Source organism: Xanthobacter sp. 91, assembly GCF_000702385.1.
GTDB classification, from domain to species: domain Bacteria; phylum Pseudomonadota; class Alphaproteobacteria; order Rhizobiales; family Xanthobacteraceae; genus Xanthobacter; species Xanthobacter aminoxidans.
In genome coordinates this window covers 565,686-589,889 of sequence record NZ_JNIB01000001.1, presented here as the reverse complement: position 1 = coordinate 589,889, position 24,204 = coordinate 565,686, and the positions used below count along the sequence as shown (strand labels likewise).

At 68.0% G+C, this 24,204-nt stretch carries 14 protein-coding genes; 8 read left to right on the top strand and 6 right to left on the bottom strand.

Annotated features, from left to right (window positions below; genetic code table 11):
- The first annotated feature begins 40 nt into the window (after nt 1-40).
- The 3 genes from A37E_RS0102910 (at nt 41) to A37E_RS0102900 (ending at nt 2,830) form a co-directional block, all read left to right on the top strand.
- Nucleotides 41-1,237, top strand: coding sequence for a murein L,D-transpeptidase family protein (locus tag A37E_RS0102910; RefSeq protein WP_197022918.1), 1,197 nt, complete (start codon nt 41-43; stop codon nt 1,235-1,237).
- Between the two features lie 16 nt (nt 1,238-1,253).
- A complete protein-coding gene (locus A37E_RS0102905; RefSeq protein ID WP_051678742.1) occupies nt 1,254-2,111 on the top strand; it encodes an FkbM family methyltransferase in 858 nt (285 codons plus the stop codon).
- Nucleotides 2,112-2,200: 89 nt separating this feature from the next.
- Nucleotides 2,201-2,830 (top strand): Pr6Pr family membrane protein, encoded by a 630-nt coding sequence (locus tag A37E_RS0102900; protein WP_029555245.1) that lies wholly within the window; start codon nt 2,201-2,203, stop codon nt 2,828-2,830.
- A 51-nt stretch (nt 2,831-2,881) separates the two neighbouring features.
- Here A37E_RS0102900 and secA read toward each other — a convergent pair whose 3' ends face one another.
- Nucleotides 2,882-5,662, bottom strand: a complete 2,781-nt coding sequence (gene secA / locus A37E_RS0102895) for a preprotein translocase subunit SecA (RefSeq protein ID WP_029555244.1) — start codon at nt 5,660-5,662, stop codon at nt 2,882-2,884.
- 388 nt (nt 5,663-6,050) lie between these two features.
- On the opposite strand from secA, the gene A37E_RS0102890 reads away from it, so the two are divergent.
- From A37E_RS0102890 to A37E_RS0102870, 5 genes are all read left to right on the top strand, one after another.
- On the top strand, nt 6,051-7,367 hold the full coding sequence (locus tag A37E_RS0102890) for an efflux RND transporter periplasmic adaptor subunit (protein ID WP_051678740.1): 1,317 nt from the start codon (nt 6,051-6,053) through the stop codon (nt 7,365-7,367).
- 27 nt (nt 7,368-7,394) lie between these two features.
- Entirely contained in the window at nt 7,395-10,616 is a 3,222-nt protein-coding gene (locus A37E_RS0102885) for an efflux RND transporter permease subunit (RefSeq protein ID WP_029555242.1), read from the top strand.
- A gap of 194 nt (nt 10,617-10,810) precedes the next feature.
- The gene (locus A37E_RS0102880; protein WP_029555241.1) at nt 10,811-14,236 is read left to right on the top strand and encodes a transglutaminase family protein; all 3,426 of its coding nucleotides are present in this window, start codon (nt 10,811-10,813) and stop codon (nt 14,234-14,236) included.
- A gap of 170 nt (nt 14,237-14,406) precedes the next feature.
- A complete protein-coding gene (locus A37E_RS0102875; protein ID WP_029555240.1) occupies nt 14,407-16,914 on the top strand; it encodes a circularly permuted type 2 ATP-grasp protein in 2,508 nt (835 codons plus the stop codon).
- Nucleotides 16,915-16,973: 59 nt separating this feature from the next.
- Complete coding sequence (locus A37E_RS0102870) at nt 16,974-17,861, top strand: transglutaminase family protein (RefSeq protein ID WP_024280300.1); 888 nt, start codon at nt 16,974-16,976, stop codon at nt 17,859-17,861.
- A gap of 7 nt (nt 17,862-17,868) precedes the next feature.
- Here the strand turns inward: A37E_RS0102870 and A37E_RS0102865 are convergent, their stop codons facing one another.
- The 5 genes from A37E_RS0102865 to A37E_RS0102845 form a co-directional block, all read right to left on the bottom strand.
- On the bottom strand, nt 17,869-19,221 hold the full coding sequence (locus A37E_RS0102865; RefSeq protein WP_029555239.1) for a TRAP transporter large permease: 1,353 nt from the start codon (nt 19,219-19,221) through the stop codon (nt 17,869-17,871).
- Entirely contained in the window at nt 19,218-19,778 is a 561-nt protein-coding gene (locus tag A37E_RS0102860; RefSeq protein WP_024280298.1) for a TRAP transporter small permease, read from the bottom strand. Before A37E_RS0102860 ends, A37E_RS0102865 begins: the two co-directional genes overlap by 4 nt.
- Nucleotides 19,775-20,824, bottom strand: a complete 1,050-nt coding sequence (gene dctP, locus A37E_RS0102855; RefSeq protein ID WP_029555238.1) for a TRAP transporter substrate-binding protein DctP — start codon at nt 20,822-20,824, stop codon at nt 19,775-19,777. The genes A37E_RS0102860 and dctP overlap by 4 nt, the downstream gene beginning before the upstream one ends.
- A gap of 176 nt (nt 20,825-21,000) precedes the next feature.
- Nucleotides 21,001-22,530, bottom strand: coding sequence for a malonyl-CoA synthase (locus A37E_RS0102850; protein ID WP_029555237.1), 1,530 nt, complete (start codon nt 22,528-22,530; stop codon nt 21,001-21,003).
- 92 nt (nt 22,531-22,622) lie between these two features.
- A complete protein-coding gene (locus tag A37E_RS0102845; protein WP_029555236.1) occupies nt 22,623-23,993 on the bottom strand; it encodes a malonyl-CoA decarboxylase in 1,371 nt (456 codons plus the stop codon).
- Nucleotides 23,994-24,204 lie beyond the last annotated feature (211 nt).

Here is a 24,204-nt window from a genome sequence, read left to right as displayed (position 1 = left end):
CCGGGAGTTTGCGTTGAGCCGCTTCGCCATGAGCCGTCCGATGACGACCCCTTCCTCGCGCTTCGCCTCGCGCCTGCGCATGGCTGGCCTTGCCGCCTGCGCGGCCCTTGCCCTCGCGGGCTGCAACGCCACCGATTCCGAGGTCGCGCGCAAGGCCAACAAGCCGCTGTCGCCGGAGATGGTGTCGCTGCTGGCCAAGAAGGACATGGCGCCGTCAACGCCTATCCTCGTCCGCATCTTCAAGCAGGAATCCGAGCTGGAGGTCTGGAAGGTCACGTCCGAGGGCAATTATGCCCTGCTCAAGACCTATCCCATCTGCCGCTGGTCCGGCGAGCTCGGCCCCAAGGTGGGCACCGGCGACCGCCAGGCGCCGGAGGGCTTCTACACCATCACCCCCGGCCAGATGAATCCGAACTCCAGCTATTATCTGGCGTTCAACCTCGGCTTCCCCAACGCCTATGACAAGGCCTACGGCCGCACCGGCGACTTCCTGATGGTGCATGGCGATTGCTCGTCCTCGGGCTGCTACGCCATGACCGACGACCAGATTTCCGAGATCTTCTCCCTCGCCCGCGAGAGCTTCGCCGGCGGGCAGCGCGCCTTCCAGGTGCAGGCCTATCCCTTCCGGATGACGGCGAAGAACCTCGCCCGCTACCGCAACAACCCCAACATGGCCTTCTGGCGGAACCTGAAGCAGGGCTCCGACCATTTCGAGGTGACGAAGCAGGAGCCGAAGGTGTCGGTCTGCAACCGCACCTACGTGTTCGACGCCACGCCCGCGCCGGGCCGCGCCTTCGATGCCGCCCAGGCCTGCCCGCCCTATCAGGTGGCGCCGCAGATCGCCTCCGCCGTGGCCGCCAAGCAGCGGGCCGACGATGCGCAGTTCGCCGCGCTCTCCACCTCCGCGCCCGTTGCCCCGGTGAAGACCGGTGCCGATGGGGGCATGCATCCGATCTTCCTCGCCAAGCTCAAGGAGCGCGAGACCGGCCAGCTCTCCTACACCCAGGCGCCCGGCCGGCTGCCGGAATACGTGAACCCGCCCAAGGAAACCGCCGCCAAGCTCCAGGCCGACGCGCTTCTGCGCGCCGACGAAGGCGACGGCGCCCCGGCCAGCACGGGCTCGGTGGCCGCTCCGGCCGATCCCGCCAATTCGGGCGCCAAGACCCAGCCAGTGGTCACAGCAGCGGCAAGGCCCGTCGCCGCCTCGGCGTCCACCGCCACCAGCGCCGCGCGGTGACAGGAAAGGGACCGGAGTGACAGACGCCACGCCGTCCCAGCTCGCGCTGCTGCTCCGCCCGGAGCACCTCACCCGGGTGGTGGATATTGGCGCGAATCCCATCGACGGCGATCCGCCCTACAAGCCCCTTCTCGCCCGGCGCCTGTGCCGTGTCGTCGGCTTCGAGCCCCAGCCGGAGGCGTTGGCCCGGCTGAACGCGGCCAAGAGCGATCTGGAGACCTATCTGCCCCACGCGATCGCCGACGGGCAGCGCCGGACGCTCCACGTCTGCGCCGCGTCCGGCATGACGAGCCTGCTGGAGCCCGATCCGCACGTCCTCTCCCATTTCCCCGGTCTCGGTGATTGGGGCCGCGTGCTGGATCGTCGGCAGATCGATACGGTTGCCCTCTCGTCCGTGCCGGAGATCGACGGCATCGAGATGCTGAAGATGGACCTCCAAGGCGGCGAGCGCGCGGTGCTCGACGGCGCGGGCGATACCCTCGCCGAGGCGGTGTGCATTCAGCTCGAGGTCTCGTTCGTGCCGCTCTACAAGGGCCAGGCGACGTATGGGGAGATGGATCTCGCGCTGCGGGCAAAGGGCTTCATCCCGCACATGATGGCATCCACCAGCCGACGGATGATCCTGCCCATGCGCGGACCCGACGTTTACGCCGCCCTGAACCAGCTGGTGGAGGGCGATGCGGTCTATGTGCACAACTTCCTTGAGCCGGACGCCATGACGTCCGAGCAGCTCAAGCACCTCGTGCTCGTCGCCCACTATTGCTACCGCTCGTTCGATCTGGCGCTGAACGGCCTGCACCACCTCGGGCGCCGTGGCGTGGTTCCGGCCGATGCGGCGGGGCAGTACATGCGCATCGTCCAGACCGGCGGCTGATTGCGGCCCGGCCATGGCCTTGCCCATGGCCGATGCTTCGGCCTACCCTTTTTCCACGCCCGGGGGGGCGCGGCCGGGGGAGGCGGGGCATGGGGCATGATGTGTGGTGCCGGCGGATGGCCGCGCTCACGGCCGTGGTCGGCTGGGCGGCCCTGATCCTCCAGCTCGTCATCGTGGTCCAGAAGATGGCGGCGGTCGGCCAGGGGTTCGGCCCCGCGCTGTGGCGCTTCCTCGGCTTCTTTACCGTGCTCACCAATCTGGGCGTCGCCATCGTCGCCACGGAGATCGCGCTGGGCGGGCTGCACGCCCTCACCGGGGCGCGGGCGCGGCTGACGACGGTGGTCTCCATCGTGCTGGTGGGCATCATCTATGCCCTGCTGCTGCGCCATGTGTGGAACCCGCAAGGCGCGCAGCTGGTCGCCGACCGCCTGCTGCATCAGGCGGTGCCGGTGCTGTTCCTGATCGTCTGGCTGGTGGGCCCCCACGGGCGGCTGCGGCTGGCCGATACGGTGTGGGCCATGGCGCCGCCGCTGGCCTATCTCGTCTACGCGGTGGCGCGGGGCGAGGCGGATGGCTGGTATGCCTACTGGTTCCTCGATCCGGCCAAGCTCGGCCCGGAGAAGATGGCGCAGAACGCCGTGGTGCTGGCGGTCGTGTTCTTCACCACCGCGCTGATCTTCGTCGGTGTCGACCGGGCGATCGGCCACCGGCGCGGCTGAACCTGAAGTCTCAAAGCCCGGCGCGGTGGGGCCGCGCCGGGGAAGGCCGCCTCAGGCGAAGCGGCCGTGGCAGTGCTTGTACTTCTTGCCCGAGCCGCAGGGGCAGGCCTCGTTGCGGCCCACCTTGCCCCAGGTGGAGGGGTCGTTCGGGTCGCGCTCCATCACCGCCACGTCACCGGACAGCAGCGGCTCCGGCCGCGCGCCGAGGGCGGCACCGATGCTCGGCATCTCGTCCTCGCCGGTGAAGGGATCGAGATGGTGCGCCTCCATGGGGGGCAACTCCTCCTCCATGGGCTGCTGGGTGACGATCTCCACCCGCATCAGCTGGGCGGTGACCACCTCGCGCAGGCGGTTCAGCAGCGCGGAGAAGAGGTTGAACGCCTCGGACTTGTACTCGTTCAGCGGATCGCGCTGGGCATAGCCGCGCAGGCCCACCACCTGGCGCAGGTGGTCGAGCATGGCGATATGCTCGCGCCAGAGATGGTCGAGGGTCTGGAGAAGGATGGACTTCTCCACATAGCGCATGATGTCCGGCCCGTACTGGGCGGTCTTGGCGGCCATCCATTCGTCGGCGCGGCGGGTGATGCGCTCGGTGACCTCGGGGCCGGCGATGCCTTCTTCCTTGGCCCAGTCCTTCACCGGCAGCTCGATGCCGAGCACTTCCTTGATGGCGGTGTCGAGCCCGTCCACGTCCCACTGCTCGGGATAGGCGTTCTCGGGGATGAACTTGGCCACCGTCTCGGTGATGAGGGCATGGCGCATGTCCTCCACGGTCTCGGCCACGTCCTCGTCGTTCATCAGCTCGAGGCGCTGCTCGAACACCACCTTGCGCTGGTCGTTGAGCACGTCGTCATACTTGAGGACGTTCTTGCGCATGTCGTAGTTGCGCGCCTCGACCTTCTGCTGCGCCTTCTCTAGGGCCTTGTTGATCCAGGGATGGATGATCGCCTCGCCTTCCTTCAGGCCGAGGCGCTGCAGCATGCCGTCGAGCCGGTCCGACCCGAAGATGCGCATCAAATCGTCGTCCAGCGACAGGAAGAACTTGGAGTGGCCGGGGTCGCCCTGGCGGCCGGAGCGGCCGCGCAGCTGGTTGTCGATGCGCCGGCTCTCGTGGCGCTCGGTGCCGAGCACGAAGAGGCCGCCGGCGGCGAGCGCCTTCTGCTTCAGCTCTTCCACCTCGGCGCGGATGCGCGTCTCGGCGGCGGTGCGCTCCTCGCCCTCGGGGAGGTCCTTCAGCTCGGCCGCGATGCGCATGTCGGCGGCGCCGCCCAGCTTGATGTCGGTGCCGCGGCCGGCCATGTTCGTGGCGATGGTGATCGCGCCCGGCACGCCGGCCTGGGAGACGATGTACGCCTCCTGCTCGTGATAGCGCGCGTTCAGCACCGCGAAGGCCTTGCCCGAGCGGTCATGGGCGAAGGCGGCGGGATCGGAGAAGTCGATCTGGTGGAAGCCGGCCTGCTTCAGCAGCTCGGCCAGCAGCTCGGACTTCTCGATGGAGGTGGTGCCCACGAGCACGGGCTGGCCGCGCGCGCTGCACTCCTTGATCAGCTCGATGATGGCGGCGTACTTCTCGCCGGCCGACCGGTACACCTCGTCATCGTCGTCGATGCGCGAGACGGGGACGTTGGTGGGCACTTCCACCACTTCGAGCTTGTAGATGTCCTGGAACTCGGCCGCCTCGGTGGCCGCCGTGCCGGTCATGCCGGCGAGCTTCTCGTAGAGGCGGAAATAGTTCTGGAAGGTGATGGAGGCGAGCGTCTGGTTCTCCGGCTGGACCTGGACGCGCTCCTTGGCCTCCAGCGCCTGGTGCAGGCCTTCCGAATAGCGCCGGCCCGGCATCATGCGGCCGGTGAACTCGTCGATGATGACGACCTCGTCGTTGCGCACGATGTAGTCCTTGTCCCGCTGGAACAGGGAGTGCGCGCGCAGCGCCTGGTTCACGTGGTGCACCACCGAGACGTTCTCGATGTCGTAGAGGCTCTCGGACTTCAGCAGCCCGGCCTCGGTGAGCATCTGCTCCATCTTCTCCATGCCCGCTTCCGTCATGGAGACGGAGCGCTGCTTCTCATCCACCTCGAAATCCTCCTTGGAGAGGCGGGGGATGTACTGGTCGATGGTGTTGTAGAAGTCCGAGCGGTCGTCGAGCGGGCCGGAGATGATGAGGGGCGTGCGCGCCTCGTCGATGAGGATGGAGTCCACCTCGTCGACGATGGCGTAGAAGTGCGGACGCTGCACCATGTGGGCGCGCTCGTACTTCATGTTGTCGCGCAGGTAGTCGAACCCGAGCTCGTTGTTGGTGGCGTAGGTGACGTCGCTGGCGTAGGCGGCGCGGCGCTCGTCGTCGTCGAGGCCGTGCACGATGATGCCGGTGGACAGGCCGAGGAAGCGGTAGAGCTTGCCCATCCACTCGGCGTCGCGCTTGGCAAGGTAGTCGTTGACCGTCACCACGTGCACGCCCTTGCCGGCCAGCGCGTTGAGGTAGACGGGGAGGGTGGCGACCAGCGTCTTGCCTTCGCCGGTCTTCATCTCGGCGATGGAGCTTTCGTGCAGCACCATGCCGCCGATGAGCTGCACGTCGAAGTGGCGCATGCCAAGCGCGCGCTTGGCGCCCTCGCGCACGGTGGCGAAGGCGGGCACCAGCAGGTCGTCGAGGGTGGTCTTGCCCTCGGCCAGCTGGCGGCGGAAATCCTCCGTGCGGGCCCGCAGCTGGTCGTCGGAGAGGGATTCCAGCTCCTTCTCCAGCGCATTGATGGCCTGTACGCGGGGACGATAACCCTTCACCCGGCGATCATTCGCGGAGCCGAAGAGCTTGCGGGCAAGTCCACCAAACATGGGTTTCTCTATTCCGTTCCGTCAGGTCTGAAGGAGGGCGGAGACGGACCGCCGGACCTCCGGGCAACGATGCGCGCCGTTGGACACCCGCAATGGGGCGTCAGCAAGTCCGAAGGCGAGGCAGGCGGGCGCAGCGAACGAACGCGCAGCCGCAACCGCCCCGCTTCCGCGGGCAGCACACCATGCGGACACTTATGAACGGGTCGGTGCAATGTCAATGCGAGGAGGGTGCGGCCGCGCGTGCCGAAGGCCGATCTGCCGGAGCGTTGCCGCGCTGCACAGGTGCGGGGGCAATCTGCACGGAAGGGCTTTGCGGACAATTCCTTTCATGGACACGCAATAACCCGCTGCTTAGTATCCGCCGCATCTGCACAGTGGGGGTATGGGTATGGTGGGGGGTATCCGGGTGTCGGGTCGGCTGGGCTACGCGAGCGTGGCCCTCGGGGCTGCCTTCCTCCTGTCCGCGTGCGAGGAAAAGAATACCTACGTACCCCCGCCGCCGCCCAAGGTGACGGTCGCGACCGTGCTGGAACAGCCGGTCACGCGCTTCCTCGAGCTGACCGGCAATACCGCCGCCATCAATTCGGTGGACCTGAACGCCCGCGTCCAGGGCTTCCTCACCAACATCAATTACAAGGACGGCGCCTTCGCCAAGAAGGGCACCACCCTGTTCGTGATCGAGCAGGACACCTACATCGCCCAGGTCGACCAGGCGAAGGCGCAGCTCGCCGCCAACCAGGCGTCGCAGGTGCAGGCCGAGGCCGAATACAATCGGCAGGCCCAGCTCGCCAAGCAGGACTTCGCCTCTCAGGCGACCCTCGACCAGGCCCGCGCCAAGCGCGATTCCGCCGTGGCCGAGGTGGCCAACGCCCAGGCCTCCCTGCAGCTCGCGCAGATCAATCTCGGCTATACCCAGGTCAACGCGCCCTTCGACGGTGCGGTGACGGCCCATCTTCAGGATGTCGGCGCCCTCGTGGGCTACAGCGGCCCCACCAAGCTCGCCACCATCGTCCAGCTCAACCCGATCTGGGTGTGGTTCACGCTCAGCGAGCAGGAGGTGCTGCGAATCAAGGAGCAGCTGGCCAAGCAGGGCCGCTCACTCACCAGCCTCACCCGCGACCTGCCGGACATCCCGATCGAGATCGGCCTGCAGACCGAGACCGGTTATCCCCATGCCGGCCGCATCGACTATATCGCGCCGCAGGTGGACCCCAACCTCGGCACGCTCACCGTGCGCGGTATCTTCCAGAACGACGACTTCGTGCTGCTGCCCGGCCTGTTCGCCCGCGTGCGGGTGCCGCTCGGCCACCCGGCGCCGACCGTGCTCGTTCCGGATTCGTCGATCAGCTACAACCAGCTCGGCCCCTATGTGCTCACGGTCAGCTCGGACAATGTGGTGGGGCAGACGCAGATCACCCTTGGCCAGCTTCAGGCGGACGGCCTGCGCGCCGTGCTCAGCGGCCTGAAGACCACGGACCGCGTCATCATCAACGGCATGCAGCGCGCCGTGCCCGGCTCCAAGATCGACGTGGAGGTGGGCAAGATCGTCGCCATCGCCCCGCCGGTGGACGACGGCACCAAGCCCCTGCCGAAGCCGGCGGGTGTCGCTCCGGCCAATGCTCCGGCCCGCGCCGTTCCCTCGGTGCCGCCCACTCCCACTGCTCCGGCGACGCCGGGTGCCACCCCTGCGACGCCGAAGAACTGACCCGCGCTCGAACCTGAGGCAGCGCCCATGATTTCGCGCTTTTTCATCGAGCGGCCGGTCCTCTCGAACGTCCTCGCACTGGTCTTCGTGCTGATCGGCCTCGTCTCGCTGATCCGCCTGCCGGTGTCGCAGTATCCGAACATCGTGCCGCCCACGGTGTCGGTCTCCACCTCCTATCCGGGCGCGTCCGCCAAGACGATGATCGATACCGTGGCCCTGCCCATCGAGCAGCAGGTCAACGGCGTCGAAGGCATGATCTACATGCAGTCGTGGTCGGCCTCGGACGGCACCTACACGCTGGTCGTGTCCTTCGCCATCGGCACCGATCCGAACATGGCGCAGGTGCTGGTGCAGAACCGCGTCAACATCGCCCTCGCCTCGCTGCCCACGGCGGTGCAGGCGCAGGGCGTGACCATCCTGCAGAAGGGCACCTCGATCCTCGAGTTCGTGACCCTGATCTCGCCGGACGGGCGCTATGACGGCCTGTTCCTGAACAACTACGCCATCATCAACATCCAGAACGAGCTGGAGCGCGTGGCGGGCGTCGCCAACGTCGCGGTGTTCGGCACCGGCACCTACGCCATGCGCGTGTGGATGGACCCGGACCGCATGCAGGCGTTCGGCCTGACCCCCACCGATGTCTCGAACGCCATCCAGAAGCAGAGCCAGCTCGTCACGCCCGGCCAGCTCGGCCTGCCGCCCGCGCCGTCCAATGCGTCGTTCCAGTACACGGTGAACGTCTCCGGCCGTCTCGACGACGTGAAGGACTACGAGAACATCATCGTCAAGGTGGACAATTCCGACGGCGGCCGGATCGTGCGCATCCGCGACATCGGCCGCGTCGAGCTCGGCGCGCAGAGCTATTCCAAGGACTTCATGCAGGACAACAAGCCTGCGGCCGGCATCGGCATCTTCCAGCTTCCCGCGGCCAACGCGCTCGACGTGGCCAAGCGCGTGGCGGCGAAGATGGAAGACCTGAAGAAGAACTTCCCCGAAGGGCTCGACTACGCCATCCCCTTCGACACGACCCTGTTCGTGACCGCCTCCATCGACGAGGTGTGGAAGACCCTGTTCGAGGCGGCGGTCCTCGTCCTCGTCGTCATCCTGCTGTTCCTGCAGGATTGGCGCGCGACGCTGGTGCCCGCGACGACCGTGCCCGTGACCATCATCGGCGCCTTCGCCGCCATGGACGCCATGGGCTTCACCATCAACCTCTCGACCCTGTTCGCCATCATCCTCGCCATCGGCATCGTGGTGGACGACGCCATCGTCATCGTGGAAGGCGTGGCGCGGCACATCGAGGAGGGCATGGCGGGACAGCCGGCGGCCGAAAAGGCCATGGACGAGCTGTTCGGTCCCGTGGTGGGCATCACCCTCGTGCTGATGTCGGTGTTCCTGCCGGCCTCGTTCATTCCCGGCCTGTCAGGCCAGATGTTCAAGCAGTTCGCCCTCGTCATCGCGGCGACCGCCTTCATCTCGGCCATCAACGCGGCGACCCTGAAGCCGACCCAGTGCGCCCTCTGGCTGCGCCAGCCGGTGCCGCCGGAGCAGCGCAACTTCATCTATCGCGGCTTCAACGCCATCTATGCCAAGGCCGAGCACTGGTATGCCGGCCTCATCAGCCGCATGGTGCACCATTCCAAGCTGATGGTGCTCATCGCCATCGCGCTCATGAGCGTCGCCGGCTACGGCCTCACCCGCATCCCCACGGCCTTCCTGCCCATCGAGGATCAGGGCTACTTCCTCGCCCACGTCCAGCTGCCGGACGCCTCGAATCTCAACCGCACCAAGAAGGTGATGGCGGACGTCTCCGAGCGCATCCGCAAGGTGCCGGGCGTGCAGACCGTGCTCGCCATCTCCGGCATCTCGGTGCTCGACAACTCGTCCACCCTCGCCAATGCGGGTGTCACCTACATCACCCTGACCCCCTGGGATGTGCGCTACGCCACCAAGGGGCAGGATCTGCTCTCCATGTATCAGAACCTGAACGCGGCGGTGGCGGGCGTCGAGGAGGCGGAGGTGGTCATCCTCGTGCCGCCGGCCATCCAGGGCATCGGCAACGCCGCCGGCTTCACCATGCAGCCGCAGATCCGCAACGGCAATTTCGACTACCAGCTTCTGGAGCAGATCACCGCCTCCATGGTGGACAAGGCGCGGGCGCAGTCGGCGCTTTCCCACGTGTCCTCCTCGTTCCGCGCCGGGGCGCCGCAGATCCAGGTGGACGTGAACCGGATCAAGGCGGAGACCCTGGGCATCACGGTGGGCCAGGTGTTCAGCACCATCTCGTCCTATCTGGGCTCCACCTACGTCAACCAGATCAACAAGTTCGGCAACGTCTTCCAGGTCTACATCCAGGCTGACGCGGGCTTCCGCGTGACCCCGGCCGACCTGATGCAGCTGAAGGTGCGCTCGCCCACCCAGAACGCGATGATCCCCCTCGGCACCGTGGTGGATGTCAAGACCGCCCTGGGTCCGCCGCTGATCTCGCTCTACAATCTCTATCCCTCCTCCACCATCGTCGGCTCTAACGCCGCGGGCTTCTCGTCGGGCCAGGCGCTGTCGCTGATGGAGCAGATTGCCGCCTCGACCCTGCCCCCGGGCACCGGATTCGAGTGGACTGCCATGTCCTACCAGGAGAAGGCGGTCGGCAATCAGATCTACTACGTGTTCGGGCTCGCCATCCTGCTCGTCTACTTCGTGCTGGCCGGCCAGTATGAGAGCTGGATCCAGCCCATGTCGGTGATCCTCGCGGTGCCGCTGGCGCTGCTCGGCACCGTTAGCGCGCTGCTGGGCCTCGGGGTGGCGAACAACCTCTACACCCAGATCGGCCTCGTGCTGCTGATCGCGCTCGCCTCCAAGAACGCGATCCTCATCGTCGAATATGCCCGCGAGAAACGGGCGGAGGGCATGGAGATCATGGATGCGGCGGTAGAGGCCTCGCGCCTCCGGTTCCGCCCCATCCTGATGACCTCCTTCGCCTTCATCCTCGGCGTGCTGCCGCTGGTGTTCGCCACCGGCGCCGGCGCCAACTCGCGCAAGTCCATCGGCATCGCGGTGGTGTCGGGCATGCTTGCCTCCACCTGCCTCGCCGTGCTGTTCGTGCCGTCCTTCTACACGGTGCTCCAGCGCTTCGAGGAAGGCCGCAAGGGCAAGAAGAAGTCCAGCGCCGGCCATGGCGCGGGAAATGCCCCGCCCGCGCCGCCGCCGGCCCCGGACGCCGGCGTGCCCCCGGCGCCCGCATCTGCCTGATCCGGACGCGTGTGCATTGCCTCTTCCTTCGGCAACTGCCCTCGATCGGGGCGGTTGCCGCCGCAAAGTCGCGCTTCCGCCTCCTGCCGGGCTTGTCTAACCTTGGCGGGACACGCGCCCCACCCTCGGCCGAACGGCCGATCCCACCATTGACTCTATCCCTGGGCTGTCGCCCGCAGGACCTGGTGACCTAAATGTCGATCCTCGCGAGCCTGCATCACGTCACGAGCTACACCTACGACCACCCGGTCTCCATGGGGCCGCAGGTGATCCGGCTGCGGCCGGCGCCGCACAGCCGCACCGACATCCCCGCCTATGCGCTGAAGATCTCGCCGGCGGACCATTTCATCAACTGGCAGCAGGATCCGTTCGGCAACTGGCTCGCCCGCATCGTGTTCCCGGAGCGGGTCAAGGAGTTCAAGGTCGAGGTGGACCTCCTCGCCAAGCTCGACGTCATCAACCCCTTCGACTTCTTCGTCGAGGAATATGCCGAGAACTTCCCCTTCGAATATGCGCCCGCGCTCAAGGCGGAGCTCGCGCCCTATCTCGAGCTGGAGGATGAGGGCACCCTGTTCGCGGACTATCTCGCCTCCGTCCCGCGCGAGAAGACCCGCATCGTCGACTTCCTGGTCCACCTCAACCAGCGCCTCCAGAGCGAGGTCGGCTATGTGATCCGCATGGAGCCGGGCGTGCAGACGCCCGACGAGACGCTGACGCGCAAGCTCGGCTCGTGCCGCGACACCGGCTGGCTGCTGGTGCAGATCCTGCGCCATCTCGGCCTCGCCGCCCGCTTCGTCTCCGGCTACCTGATCCAGCTCAAGCCCGACGTGGCAGCCCTCGACGGCCCCTCCGGCACCGACGTGGACTTCACCGACCTGCACGCCTGGTGTGAGGTGTTCGTGCCCGGCGCCGGCTGGATCGGCCTCGACCCGACCTCGGGCCTGCTCTGCGGCGAAGGCCACATCCCGCTGGCGGCCACCCCGCACTACAGCTCCGCCGCGCCCATCACCGGCTATGTGAACGAGAAGGCCGAGGTCGAGTTCGGCTTCGAGATGAACGTGGTCCGCGTCGCCGAGGCGCCGCGCGTCACGCTGCCCTTCTCGGACGAGACCTGGGCCGCCCTCGACCAGCTCGGCCACAAGGTGGACGAGGACCTCAAGGCCGGCGACGTGCGCCTCACCATGGGTGGCGAGCCCACCTTCGTCTCCATCGACGACTACCAGTCGCCCGAGTGGAACACCGAGGCGCTCGGCCCGCACAAGCGCGAGCGCGCCGACGACCTCATCCGCCGCCTGCGCCGCCGCTTCGAGACCGAGGGCGTGCTGCATTACGGCCAGGGCAAGTGGTATCCCGGCGAGACGCTGCCGCGCTGGTCCTTCGACCTGTTCTGGCGCAAGGACGGCCAGCCCATCTGGCAGCGCGAGGACCTGATCGCCGACGAGAAGGTCAATTACGGCGTCACGCCGGCCGATGCCGAGCGCTTCTGCAAGGCGGTGGCCGAGAAGCTTGCCGTGGGCAGCGAGTTCGTCCAGCAGGCGTTCGAGGACAACATCTATTACATGTGGAAGGAACAGAACCTTCCCGAGAACATCGCCCCCGGCGATCCGCGCATGGCGGACGAGGTGCAGCGGCGCATGCTGGCGCGCACCTTCAACCAGGGCCTCGGCACGGCCACCGGCTCGGTGCTGCCGCTGCGCCGCGTCTGGACCCCCGCCGGCCCGGCGTGGCGCTCGGAGGAATGGACCTACCGCCGCCAGTTCCTGTTCCTGATCCCCGGCGAAAGCCCCATGGGCTACCGCCTGCCGCTGGAATCGCTGCAGTATCTGGCGCCGACGCGCTACCCCTACATCGTCGAGGCCGACCCCTTCGAGCCGCGCGACCCGTTGCCGGACGCCGCCGATTTCGCCGCCCGCTACGCGTCAGGGCAGGGCGGCCCCGGCGCGGGTTCGGAAGGCACCGATGCCGGCACTCCCGGCGGGCCGGGCGGTATGCCGCGCCATTCCATCGCCCCGCGCACCGAGGCGTACGGCGTCGGCGAGCGGGCGCAGGAGCTGGCGCGCGAATACCTCGCCAAGTACGACACCCAGATCTTCACCGCCGACACCCGCACCGCGCTCTGCGTCGAGCCGCGCAACGGCCGCCTGTGCGTGTTCCTGCCGCCGGTGGAGATCCTGGAGGACTATCTCGATCTCGTCGCCGCCCTCGAGCAGGTGGCCATCGAGCTGAACACGCCCATCCACATGGAGGGCTATCCGCCGCCCTTCGACTACCGCCTCAACCTCATCCGCATCGCGCCCGATCCGGGCGTGCTGGAGGTGAACGTCCATCCGTCCGCCACCTGGGCCGGCTGCGTGGAGATCACCCGCATCCTCTATGAGGAAGCGCGGCTCGCCCGTCTCGGCACCGAGAAGTTCATGGTGGACGGGCGGCACACCGGCACCGGAGGCGGCAACCATGTGGTGGTGGGCGGCTCCACCCCCGCCGACAGCCCCTTCCTGCGCCGGCCGGATCTGCTGAAGAGCCTGCTGCTCTACTGGCAGCGGCATCCCTGCCTGTCCTACTTTTTCTCCGGCCTGTTCATCGGCCCCACCTCGCAGCATCCGCGGGTGGACGAGGCGCGCCACGACAGCCTCTATGAGCTGGAGATCGCCTTCTCCAAGTTCCCGGCGCCCGGGCAGGGCGAGCCTCCGGCCCCGTGGCTGGTGGACCGGCTGCTGCGCAACCTGCTGGTGGACGTCACCGGCAACACCCACCGCACCGAAATCTCCATCGACAAGCTCTATTCGCCGGACGGTCCCACCGGCCGGCTGGGCCTCGTGGAGTTCCGCTGCTTCGAGATGCCGCCGGACTGGCGCATGAGCCTTGCTCAGCAGCTGATGCTGCGGGCCCTCATCGCGCGGCTGTGGAACAAGCCGGTGCACGGCCACTGCACCCGCTGGGGCACCATCCTCAACGACCGCTTCATGCTGCCGCATTATGTCTGGCAGGACTTCCTCGACGTGGTGGAAGACCTCTCCGACGCCGGCTACCAGATCGATCCCGAGTGGTTCCGGGCCCAGTTCGAGTTCCGCTTCCCCGCTTTCGGCAAGGTCCAGCAGGCGGGCGTGGACATCGAGGTGCGGCAGGCGCTGGAATGCTGGCACGTGCTGGGCGAGGAAGGCGTGGTGGGCGGCACCGCCCGCTACGTGGACTCCTCCGTGGAGCGCCTGCAGGTGAAGGTGGAGGGCTTCAACCCCTCGCGCCACATCCTCACCTGCAACGGCCGCAAGATGCCGCTGGCCCCCACCGGCCGAAACGGCACCTATGTCGCGGGCGTGCGCTACAAGGCATGGCAGCCGTGGTCGGGCCTGCACCCGACCATCCCGGTGCACACGCCGCTCACCTTCGACCTCGTGGACACCTGGAGCGAGCGTTCGCGGGGCGGTTGCCTCTATTACGTCTCCCATCCGGGCGGGCGGAATTACGATACCTTCCCGGTGAACTCCTACGAGGCGGAGGCGCGGCGCCTCGCCCGCTTCCAGACCTTCGGCCACACCCCCGGCACCCTCGACGTGGTGCTGGAGACGGCGCCGGACGAGTTCCCGACCACCCTCGACCTCAGGCGCCCGGCAAGCGCCTGATCGACAACCATCCCCGAGGCGCCGTCGCGGACCAGTCCCGCGGCGGGCGCAGGCTGGAAGCGCTCGGAAGAGGGGTGCATCTGGCGCCGCCACGGTCATAATGGAGAACCCGGACCCACCGGGCGCAGGAAGATGACACGCGGGCAGGGGTGCCCGCGGAAGGGGTGATCGTGTCGGGGGCGGAGCAGCGGAGCGAGGTATTCGAGCGGGCCGCGGCGGAAAGCCTGATCGGCGGCTACCGCACCCTTCCGGCCACCCGCGACGAGATGATGGATGCGGACGGCCAGCCGCGCCGTCACTGGCAGCCCTTCCTCGCCGCGCTGGCCGAGCTTGGCCCCGAGGAATTGCGCCGGCGATTCTCCGCCGCGGACCGTTATCTCCGGGACAGCGGCGTCTTCTATCGCGTCTATGATGACGCGGGGGGCGGCGAGCGACCGTGGTCGCTCAGCCACATGCCCCTCATCATCGGCAATTCGGACTGGGAAGCCCTCTCCGCCGGCCTCATCGAGCGCGCCGAGCTGCTGGAAGAGGTGCTTCAGGACCTCTATGGCGACGCCCATCTGGTCGCCGATGGCGATCTACCGGCGGCGGCCGTGGCCGGCAGCCCGGAATTCCTGCGTCCGCTGGTGGGCGTGCGGCCCGAGGGCGGGCGCTTCCTGCGGGTCTACGCCGCCGACGTGGGCCGTGGCCCGGACGGGCGCTGGTGGGTGCTCGCCGACCGCACCCAGGCGCCATCCGGCGCCGGCTATGCGCTGGAGAACCGCCTCGCCTCCACCCGCGCGCTGCCGGACGTCTCGCGCAACCTGAACATGAAGCGCGTCGCGGCCTTCTTCCAGGCGCTGCGCACCTCACTGATGAAGCTCGACCGGTCGGGGGAGGGCCGCATCGGCCTCCTCACCCCCGGGCCGCTGAACGAGACCTATTTCGAGCACGCGCTGCTCGCCCGCTATCTCGGCTTCCTGCTGGTGGAGGGCGAGGATCTCACCGTGCGGGGCGATACGCTGCATGTGCGCACCGTGGCGGGCCTCCGGCGCATCGACGTGCTGCTGCGCCGCCTCGATTCCGATTTCGCCGATCCGCTGGAATTGAACGCCGGCTCACGCCTCGGCGTGCCGGGCCTCGTCCAGTCGGTCCGCATGGGCGGCGTGGCGATGGCCAATGCGCTGGGCACCGGCATCATCGAGGCGCCGGCGCTGCTCGCCTTCCTGCCGCGCATCGCCACCCGGCTCACCGGGCGGCCGCTGAGCCTGCCGCATGTGGCCACCTGGTGGTGCGGCCAGCCGGCCGAGCGGGCGCAGGTGATGGAGCATCTGGACGAGCTGGTCATCTCCTCCGCCTTCGGCCGGGCGCTGCCGGGCCTGCCGGATGGCGGCTCGGTGCTCGGCGCGGACCTGACCCAGGCCGACCGGCGGCGTCTCTCCACCCTGCTCGCCCGGCGTGGGGCGGACGTGGTGGGGCAGGACATCGCCCGCCTCTCCACCACGCCGGTGTGGACCGGGGAAAAGCTGACCCCCCGCCCGTTCATGCTGCGGGTGTTCCTCACCGCAACCGAAAAGGGCTGGTCGGTGATGCCGGGCGGCTTCTGCCGCATCTCTTCGGCCGCCGATGCCCGCGCCGTCTCCATGCAGAAGGGCGACCGCTCGGCGGACGTGTGGGTGCTGGCGGACGGCGAGGTGGCCGATACCACGCTTCTGCCGAGCCCGGACAATGTGAAGGTCCGCCGCTCATCCGGCACCCTGCCGAGCCGCGCCGCCGACAACCTCTTTTGGCTCGGCCGCTATGTGGAACGGGCCGAGGCGACGCTGCGCCTGTCGCGTGTGCTGGTGGGGCGCCTCGCCGAGAGCGGCGACACCGGCACCAGCCCGCTGGTGTCACGCCTGCTTGGCCTGCTCGGGGCGTGGGGCGCCATGCCGCGCGATCTCGCCCGCGCCACGCCCACCCGCTATGCCGTGGCTGTGCTCACCCGCCGCGACGTGCCCGGCGCGCTGCCGCAGCTGGTGCAGGCGGCGCGTTCGGCGGCTTCCGTCATCCGCGACCGCTTCTCGCCGGATGCGTGGCGCGCGCTGGTGGATCTCGAGACCTGCGTCTCCCAGCCGGTCCCCGCCGCCCCCTCCGAAGCCGATGTGGCGGAGCGGGCGGACGCGGCATTGCGCATCATCGCGGCCTTCTCGGGCCTCGCCTCGGAGAACATGAACCGGCTCACCGGCTGGCGCTTCCTGGAGATCGGCCGGCGCACGGAGCGCGCCATCGGCACCCTGCGCTTCGCCCGCACCTTCGGCGAGATCGGCGCTCCGCAGGGGTCGCTGGACGCGCTGCTGCAGGTGGCGGACAGCCTCATCACCTACCGCACGCGCTATGTGATGATGGAAGCGCGCGGGCCGGTGCTGGACCTCGTGCTGCTGGACCCCGACAATCCGCGCTCGGTGGCGTTCCAGGTGCACCGCATGGCGAACCATCTGAAGGTCCTCCCCGGCCGCGACCAGGATGCGCCGCCGCCCTTGTGGGAGCGCATCGTCGCCCGCATGCAGGCGGAGCTTGCCGCCAGCACGGCCGAGAGCTTCGAGCCCCAATGGTTCGACGCCATGGAGAAGATGCTGATGCAGCTCTCCGACGAGGTGTCGTCGCACTATTTCCTCCAGGGACATTCCCCGGAGATGACGCTGACCTTCGGTATGTGAGCGAGCCCCCGCGAGCCCCCAAGCCCGCGCGGCGCCTGAGCGAAAGCAACGAGACTCCAATGCTCTACGATATTCGCCAGACCACCACATACAGCTATCAGGTGCCGGTGCGCGTGGTGCGGCAGGTGCTGCGGATGACGCCGGTAGATCGTTTCGGCCATCAGCATGTCATCGCCCACATCCTCGATGTGGACCCCGAGCCGGCGGAGCTGGAGCAGGGCACCGATTTCTTCGGCAACGGCCTGACCTGGCTCACCATCGACCAGCCGCACGGCCATCTCTCCATCACCACCCGCAGCCGGGTGGACGTGACCTCGACGCCCCTGCCGGACCCGGCGACGACCCCGCTGGTGGACGAGGTGCGCGCCGCCGCGCTGGAGGAGATGGACCTCGGGCCGGACGCGGCCGCCCACGGCCTGTTCCCGAGCCGTGCGGTGCCCATCGACAACGAGATCACCGACTGGACGGCGACGAGCTTCCGCGGCGACCGCCCGGTTCTGGAGGCCGCGCTGGAGCTGATGCACCGGGTGCATGACGAATTCACCTACGAGCCCGGCGCCACCATCGTCACCACCTCGCCCCACGAGGCCTTCGCGGCGAAGGCGGGCGTGTGTCAGGACTTCGCCCAGGTGATGATCGCCGGCCTGCGCGGACTCGGCCTGCCGGCGCGCTACGTCTCCGGCTATCTGCGCACCATCCCGCCCGAGGGCCAGCCGCGGCTGGAGGGGGCGGACGCGACCCACGCCTGGGCCGAGGTGTGGTGCGGGCCGGCCTTCGGCTGGATCGGGCTCGACCCCACCAATGCCATCCCGGCGGGGGACGACCACATCATCCTCGCCGTCGGCCGCGACTATGCGGATGTCTCGCCGGTGGACGGGGTGATCGTCTCGTCCGGCGACCACATCCTCGCCGTGGGCGTGGACGTGGTGCCGGTGCAGGGACGCTAGGGCCGCCTCAGCGGCCTTTGCCCATCACGAGGTCGGGGAAGCCGGTGGCGATCTGCGGGAACAGGCAGAGCAGGATCACCGCCAACAGCATCAGCAGCACGAAGGGCACCGTGCCCCAGATCACGTCCTTCAGCGGGATGTCGGGCGCGATGTTCTTGATGACGAAGATGTTGAGCCCCACCGGCGGGTGGATGAGCCCCATCTCCATCACGATGGTCATCACCACACCGAACCAGATCAGGTCGAAGCCGGCCGCCTTCAGCGGCGGCAGGATGATCGGCGCGGTCATCAGGATGATGGACACCGGCGGCAGGAAGAAGCCCAGTACCACCACCAGCACCAGGATGGTGGCCAGCAGCAGCCACTTGGACAGATTGAGCGCCACGATCGCCTGCGCCGCCGCCTGGCTGATGTGCAGGTAGCTCATGACGTAGGAATAGAGCAGGGACATGCCGATGATCATCATCAGCATGGTCGACTCGCGGATCGTCGAGGTGAGGATGGGCGAGAGGTCTTTCGGCGTCCACACGCCATAGATCAGGGCGATGAGCGCCAGCGCCAGCACGCCGCCGAGGCCTGCCGTCTCCGAGGGGGTCGCATAGCCGCCATAGAGGGCCACCATCACGCCGGTGAGCAGCACCACGAAGGGCAGCACGCGGGGCAGGGCGGCGAAGCGGTCGCGCAGCGTGAGGTTGTCTTCGTGAAGCAAGGCGGAGGGCGCCCCGGTCTCCGCATAGGCCTTCTTCGCCGCCGCATATTCCTGGCGGAAGCGCACCATGGCGTAGCCGGCGAACAGCGTCACCAGCAGCAGTCCCGGCCCGAGGCCGGCGAGGAACAGGCGGCCCAGGGACTGCTCGGCCGCCACCGCATAGAGGATCATGGTGATGGACGGGGGCAGCAGGATGCCGAGCGTGCCGCCCGCGGCGATCAGCCCGGCGGCGAAGGCGCCGGAATAGCCGCGCTTGCGCATCTCCGGAATGCCGGCCGAGCCGATGGCCGAGCAGGTGGCGGGCGAGGAGCCGGCCATGGCGGCGAACAGGGCGCAGGCGAACACGTTGGCGATGCCGAGGCCGCCGGGGATCTTGTGCATCCAGGCGTGCAGCGCCGAATAGAGATCCTGCCCCGCCCGCGACTTGCCGATGGCCGCGCCCTTCAGGATGAAGAGCGGGATCGACAGCAGGGTGATGGAAGCCATCTCCTCATAGACGTTCTGCGTCACCGTATCGAGGGAGGCGGCCGGCATGAAGCCGACCATGAACAGCACCGCAACCGCGCCCAGCGCAAACGCGATGGGCATGCCGAGAAACATGGTGCCGAGGGTGGCCCCGCCATAGAGGAGGCCGACGAGAGCCGTGCTCATCGTTCCACCCTTTCCAGAAGTCCGGCGAGAACCTGAATGAGGATCTGCAGCGAGAGCAGGCCCATGCCGGCGGTCATCACGCCGTAGGGGATGGAGAGGGGCGGCGCCCAGGTGGAGGAGGTCACCTGCCCGTCCACCCACGCCTCGTGCCACAGGGTGAAGGACTTCCAGGTGAAGAAGGCACAGAAGGCGAAGCTGAACAGATCCACCACGAACTGCCGCACCCGGTTCAGGCCCGGTGGCAGCATGTGGGCGAGGGCATCGATGGCCACATGGCCGCGCTGGCTCTGCACGAAGGCGGCGGTCATGAAGGTGACGCCCACCAGCAGGAAGACGGAAGCCTCGTCCTGCCAATAGGTGGGCGCGTGGAAGAAGAAGCGCGACACCACGCTGTAGGAGAGGATGAGGCTCGCCGCCACGAGGGCGATGGAGCCGAGGGCGAGGATGAGCCGGTTGGCCCGCCTGAGCAGCCCGTGCGCAGCAGCCAGCAGGGGAGGGGCGTGGGTCGCCTCCGCCCGCGCGCCCGCGCCGTGGCCGAGATCGAGCCCGTGGCTCATGCCGGCACCTCCTGCGCGAGCTTCATGAGATTGGCGCAGCCGGCGGACTTGGCGGAATAGTCCTTCCACGCGGTGTCGCGGGCGATGGCGCGCCACTTCTCCACGGTGGCGGCATCGAGATCATGGATCTTGGCACCGGCCTTGGCGAACACCTCGGCAACCTTGGTGTCGTCGGCCATGGCGCCGGCCTTGCCGAAGGCCTCCATCTCCAGTCCCACGGCGGTCATCACGTCCTGCTGCGCCTTGGGCAGCTTGTCGAACACCGCCTTGGAGATCAGCAGCGGCTCCAGCATGAACCAGTAGGACTTGCCGCGCCCGGTGGTGAGCTGCTTGGCCAGCTCTTCCAGACGGAAGGAGATGAGCGAGGTGGAGGAGGTGATGCCGGCGTCGCAGGCCCCCGTCTGCATGGCGACGTAAAGCTCGTTGGACGGCAGCGACAGCACGGCGGCGCCGGCGGCCTGCAGCACCATGTCCATCTCGCGCGAGCCGCCGCGGATCTTCATGCCCTTGGCATCCTCGGGCGCAATCAGCGGCTTCTCGCGGCTGGCGACGCCGCCCGCCTGCCAGACCCAGGTGAGGATCTTGACGCCCTTGCCTTCGAGATATTCCGAGAACGCCTGCCCCACCGGCTTGGTGCGCCAGGCGAGGCCCTGGTCGTAGGACACGACGAGGCCGGGCATGAGGCCGATGTTGCATTCCGGCGCCTCGCCGCCCGCATAGGAGATGGGATAGAGCGAGAGGTCGAGCGCGCCCTTGCGCAGGGCTGAGAACTGGGCGTTCGTCTTCATCAGGGACGAGCCGGGATAGACCTCGAAGGCCAGCTCTCCGTTGGTGCGCTTCGTCACCTCCGCTGCGAAACGGCGCACGAGCCGGTCGCGGAAGTCGCCCTCCTCCCCGGAGGAGGAGGGGAACTGGTGGGAGATCTTGAGGGTCGTCGCCGCATGAGCGGTGCCGGTGAAGCGCAGCACGGCAGGCGCGGCCAGAGCGCCGGCGAGCACGAGGCGGCGGGAAACCGGGCGATGGATGAGGGAATGGTCGTTGGACATGCGTTTCCTCCCTTGGCCCGGTGGCTGTGGGCCTGTGGCGTTTCTTCCCGTTTCATTTGGCCGGCCCCGGTTGATCCGGGGTCCGGCAGGTCGATTTCATAACTCTTGCGGGACCAGATACTTGGCGGGAACCGGCCGGCGGCTGATTGGCGTTGCCGGCGGCACGGTCCCTTCGGTCAGGCGACGTTACGATAGATGTCCTTGTAGGTGTCCCGAAGGATATTCTTCTGCACCTTGCCCATGGTGTTGCGCGGCAGCTCGGAGACGAAGAAGACGCGCTTCGGCTGCTTGAACTTGGCAAGACGATTTTCGAGGGCGCGGTGGATGGCATCCTCCGTCAGCGTCGCGTCCTTCTGGGCGACGACGACGGCGGTGACGCCCTCGCCGAAATCCGGGTGCGGCACGCCGATGACCGCGCTTTCGACGACGCCGGGGATGGCGTCGATCTCGCCTTCCACTTCCTTGGGATAGACGTTGAAGCCGCCGGTGATGACGAGATCCTTGCCGCGGCCGACGATGTGGACGTAGCCCTTCTCGTCGATCTTGCCGAGGTCGCCGGTGATGAAGAAGCCGTCGCGGAATTCGGAGGCGGTCTTCTCCGGCATCCGCCAGTAGCCCTTGAACACGTTCGGCCCCTGAACCTCGATCATGCCGATCTCACCGGTGGGCAGCACCGCGCCGGTCTCGGGATCGGTGACGCGCACGCTGATGCCGGGCAGGGGATAGCCCACCGTGCCGGCGATGCGCGCGCCGTCATAGGGGTTGGAGGTGTTCATCCCCGTCTCGGTCATGCCGTAGCGCTCGAGGATGGCGTGGCCTGTGCGCTCCTCGAAGGCGCGATGCGTCTCCGCCAGCAGCGGTGCGGAGCCGGAGACGAACAGGCGCATGCCCTTCGTCGCCTCGCGGGTGAGGCCCGGCTGGTCGAGGAGGCGCGTGTAGAAGGTGGGCACGCCCATGAGCGTCGTCACCTTGCCCGCCGCCATCAGCGCGATGGCCTCCTTCGGGTCGAATTTGGAACGGAACTCCATGCTCGCGCCCGCCAGGAGCACGATGTTCGTGGCCACGAACAGGCCATGGGTGTGGAAGATGGGCAGCGCATGCAGCAGCACGTCGTCCGCTGTGAAGCGCCAGTAGTCCTTCAGCGCACTGGTGTTGGAGAGCAGGTTGTCGTGGGTGAGCATCGCTCCCTTGGCGCGGCCCGTGGTGCCCGAGGTATAGAGGATGCCGCCGAGATCGTCCGGCCCGCGCGCCACATCGGCGAACGTGTCGGGGAAGCCCGCGGCGGCCCCGGTCAGCGACCCCTTGCCGTCGGTGCCCAGCGTCTCCACCGCGCCGACGCCGAGCCGGGCGGCCAGCGCCCGCGCGTCCTGTTCGATCTCCGGCCGGCACACGAACACGGTGGGCTCGGCGTCGGAGAGGAAATACTCGACTTCGTTCAGCGTATAGGCCGTGTTGAGCGGCAGGTAGACCGCGCCTGCGCGGATCGCACCGAGATAGAGCGCGAGCGCGGGCCAGGATTTCTCCACCTGCACCGCCACCCGGTCGCCGGGTTTCACGCCGCGCGCGACCAGAAGGTTGGCGAGGCGGGCGGAAAGGGCGAGGGCGTCGCCATAGGTCTCCACCGTCCCGTCGATGAGGCGGGCGAGGGGCTTGTCCATCGCCGGGATGGCGGCGCGGATGGCGCTGAAGAGGTGGTTCTCGCTCATGTCTTCGTCTCGTTGGCGACAGTGCCTGTGGCGCGGCGGGCAGCTCAGGACACGGGCAGTTCAGGAAAGCGGCAGTTCAGGACACCCGCAGGTCAGGACACTGGAACAAGCGCACGGGCGCCCGCATCCGCCCGCAGCAGCTTCTTCACTGCCGGGCTCGCGACCACCTCGCCCTTGCCGGCGAAGGCCTCGTGGTTCTTCTCGATATCGGTGAGGACATAGCGGTAGTTCACCATGAGCCCCGCCGCCTGGGCGATGCCCTTGGGCGAGAGGTCGCCCATGGGGTTGATCTTCTCCAGCCGCGCGCCGTTGCCGAGGTGGAAGCGGGCCACCGGGTCCACCGGCTTGCCCTTTGAGGTGCGGGCGACGAGGAAGTAATAGGCCGCGGCGGCGTTCAGCACCGGTGTCAGTGCCTCGCGCACCTCCGCCTTCTCGGCCCAGTCCGGCGTGTCGAGCGCCTTCAGGGTTTCCTTGTCGGCGGCGGTGAGGGCGGCCGCCGTCTCGGCCTTGCGCTCGCCGTCCAGCCAGGCGCGGAAGCCGGGGACGGGGGAGAGGGTGACGAAGGTGGTGAGCGAGGGGATCTCGCGGGAAATCTCCTCCACCACCTGCTTGATGAGGAAATTGCCGAAGGAGACGCCACCGAGCCCGCGCTGGCAGTTGGAGATGGAATAGAAGACGGCCGTGGTGGCCTTCTCCGGCTCCAGCAGCTCGCGCGACTGGTCCAGCACCGGAGCGATGGCGCCGGGAATGTCCTTGGTGAGCGCCACTTCCACGAAGATCAGCGGCTCGTCCACCAGCGCCGGATGGAAGAAGGCGTAGCAACGCCGGTCCGGGCTGTCGACGCGGGCGCGCAGGTCGTTCCAGTCGCGGATGGCGTGCACCGCCTCGTAGCGGATGATCTTCTCCAGCACGTTGGCGGGCGTCGACCAGTCGATGCGTCGCAGCACGAGGAACCCCCGGTTGAACCAGGACGAGAACAGGTGGCCGAAATCGCGGTCCACGGCGGCGAGGTCGCGCCGGTGCACCATGGCGTCCATCAGATGCTCGCGCATGCGGACGAGGGAGAGCGTCGCGCCGGCGGCCATGTTGAAGCGGCGGAACAGCTCCTGCCGGCGCGGCTCGCTGGCGAGGTGGAGTTCGGCCATAGCCGCATCCGACCCTGTGCGGCCATAGCTGGCGATGGCGGCATCAAGACGGGCGCGGTCCGGCCCGAAGGTCTCGGCCAGCGCCTCGAAGAAGGCGATGCGCTCGCCGGTCTTCATGCGGGCGTAGCGATCGAGAATGTCGGTGGCGAGGGCCACGCCCGAGGCCTCGCCGCGACCGGAGAGAAGCTGCTCGCACCGCTCCACCAGCGTCGCCGCCTTGGTGGCGCCGGACGTGCGTGTGTTGCGGTCGAGCAGGGCGCGGCCGCGATCCGCGATGGTGGTGAGAAGATCGCCGAAGAAGGACGTATTCGAACTCATCGCCGCACTCCACCAGCCCCGCTGCCGGATGTCCCTGCCGTCATGGGACGGCGCCCGGTCCGCGAAGGCAAGCCCATGGGGACGGGTCGGGGCGTTCTCTTTCGGGTGATCCTGCCTTCAGTCTGGGGCGAAAATGGCGCTTCGGTATCGAGATATGGCATCTTTCAGGATCCCCGCGGCGTCTGTGGCCAATAGAGATCGGCCTGCATTT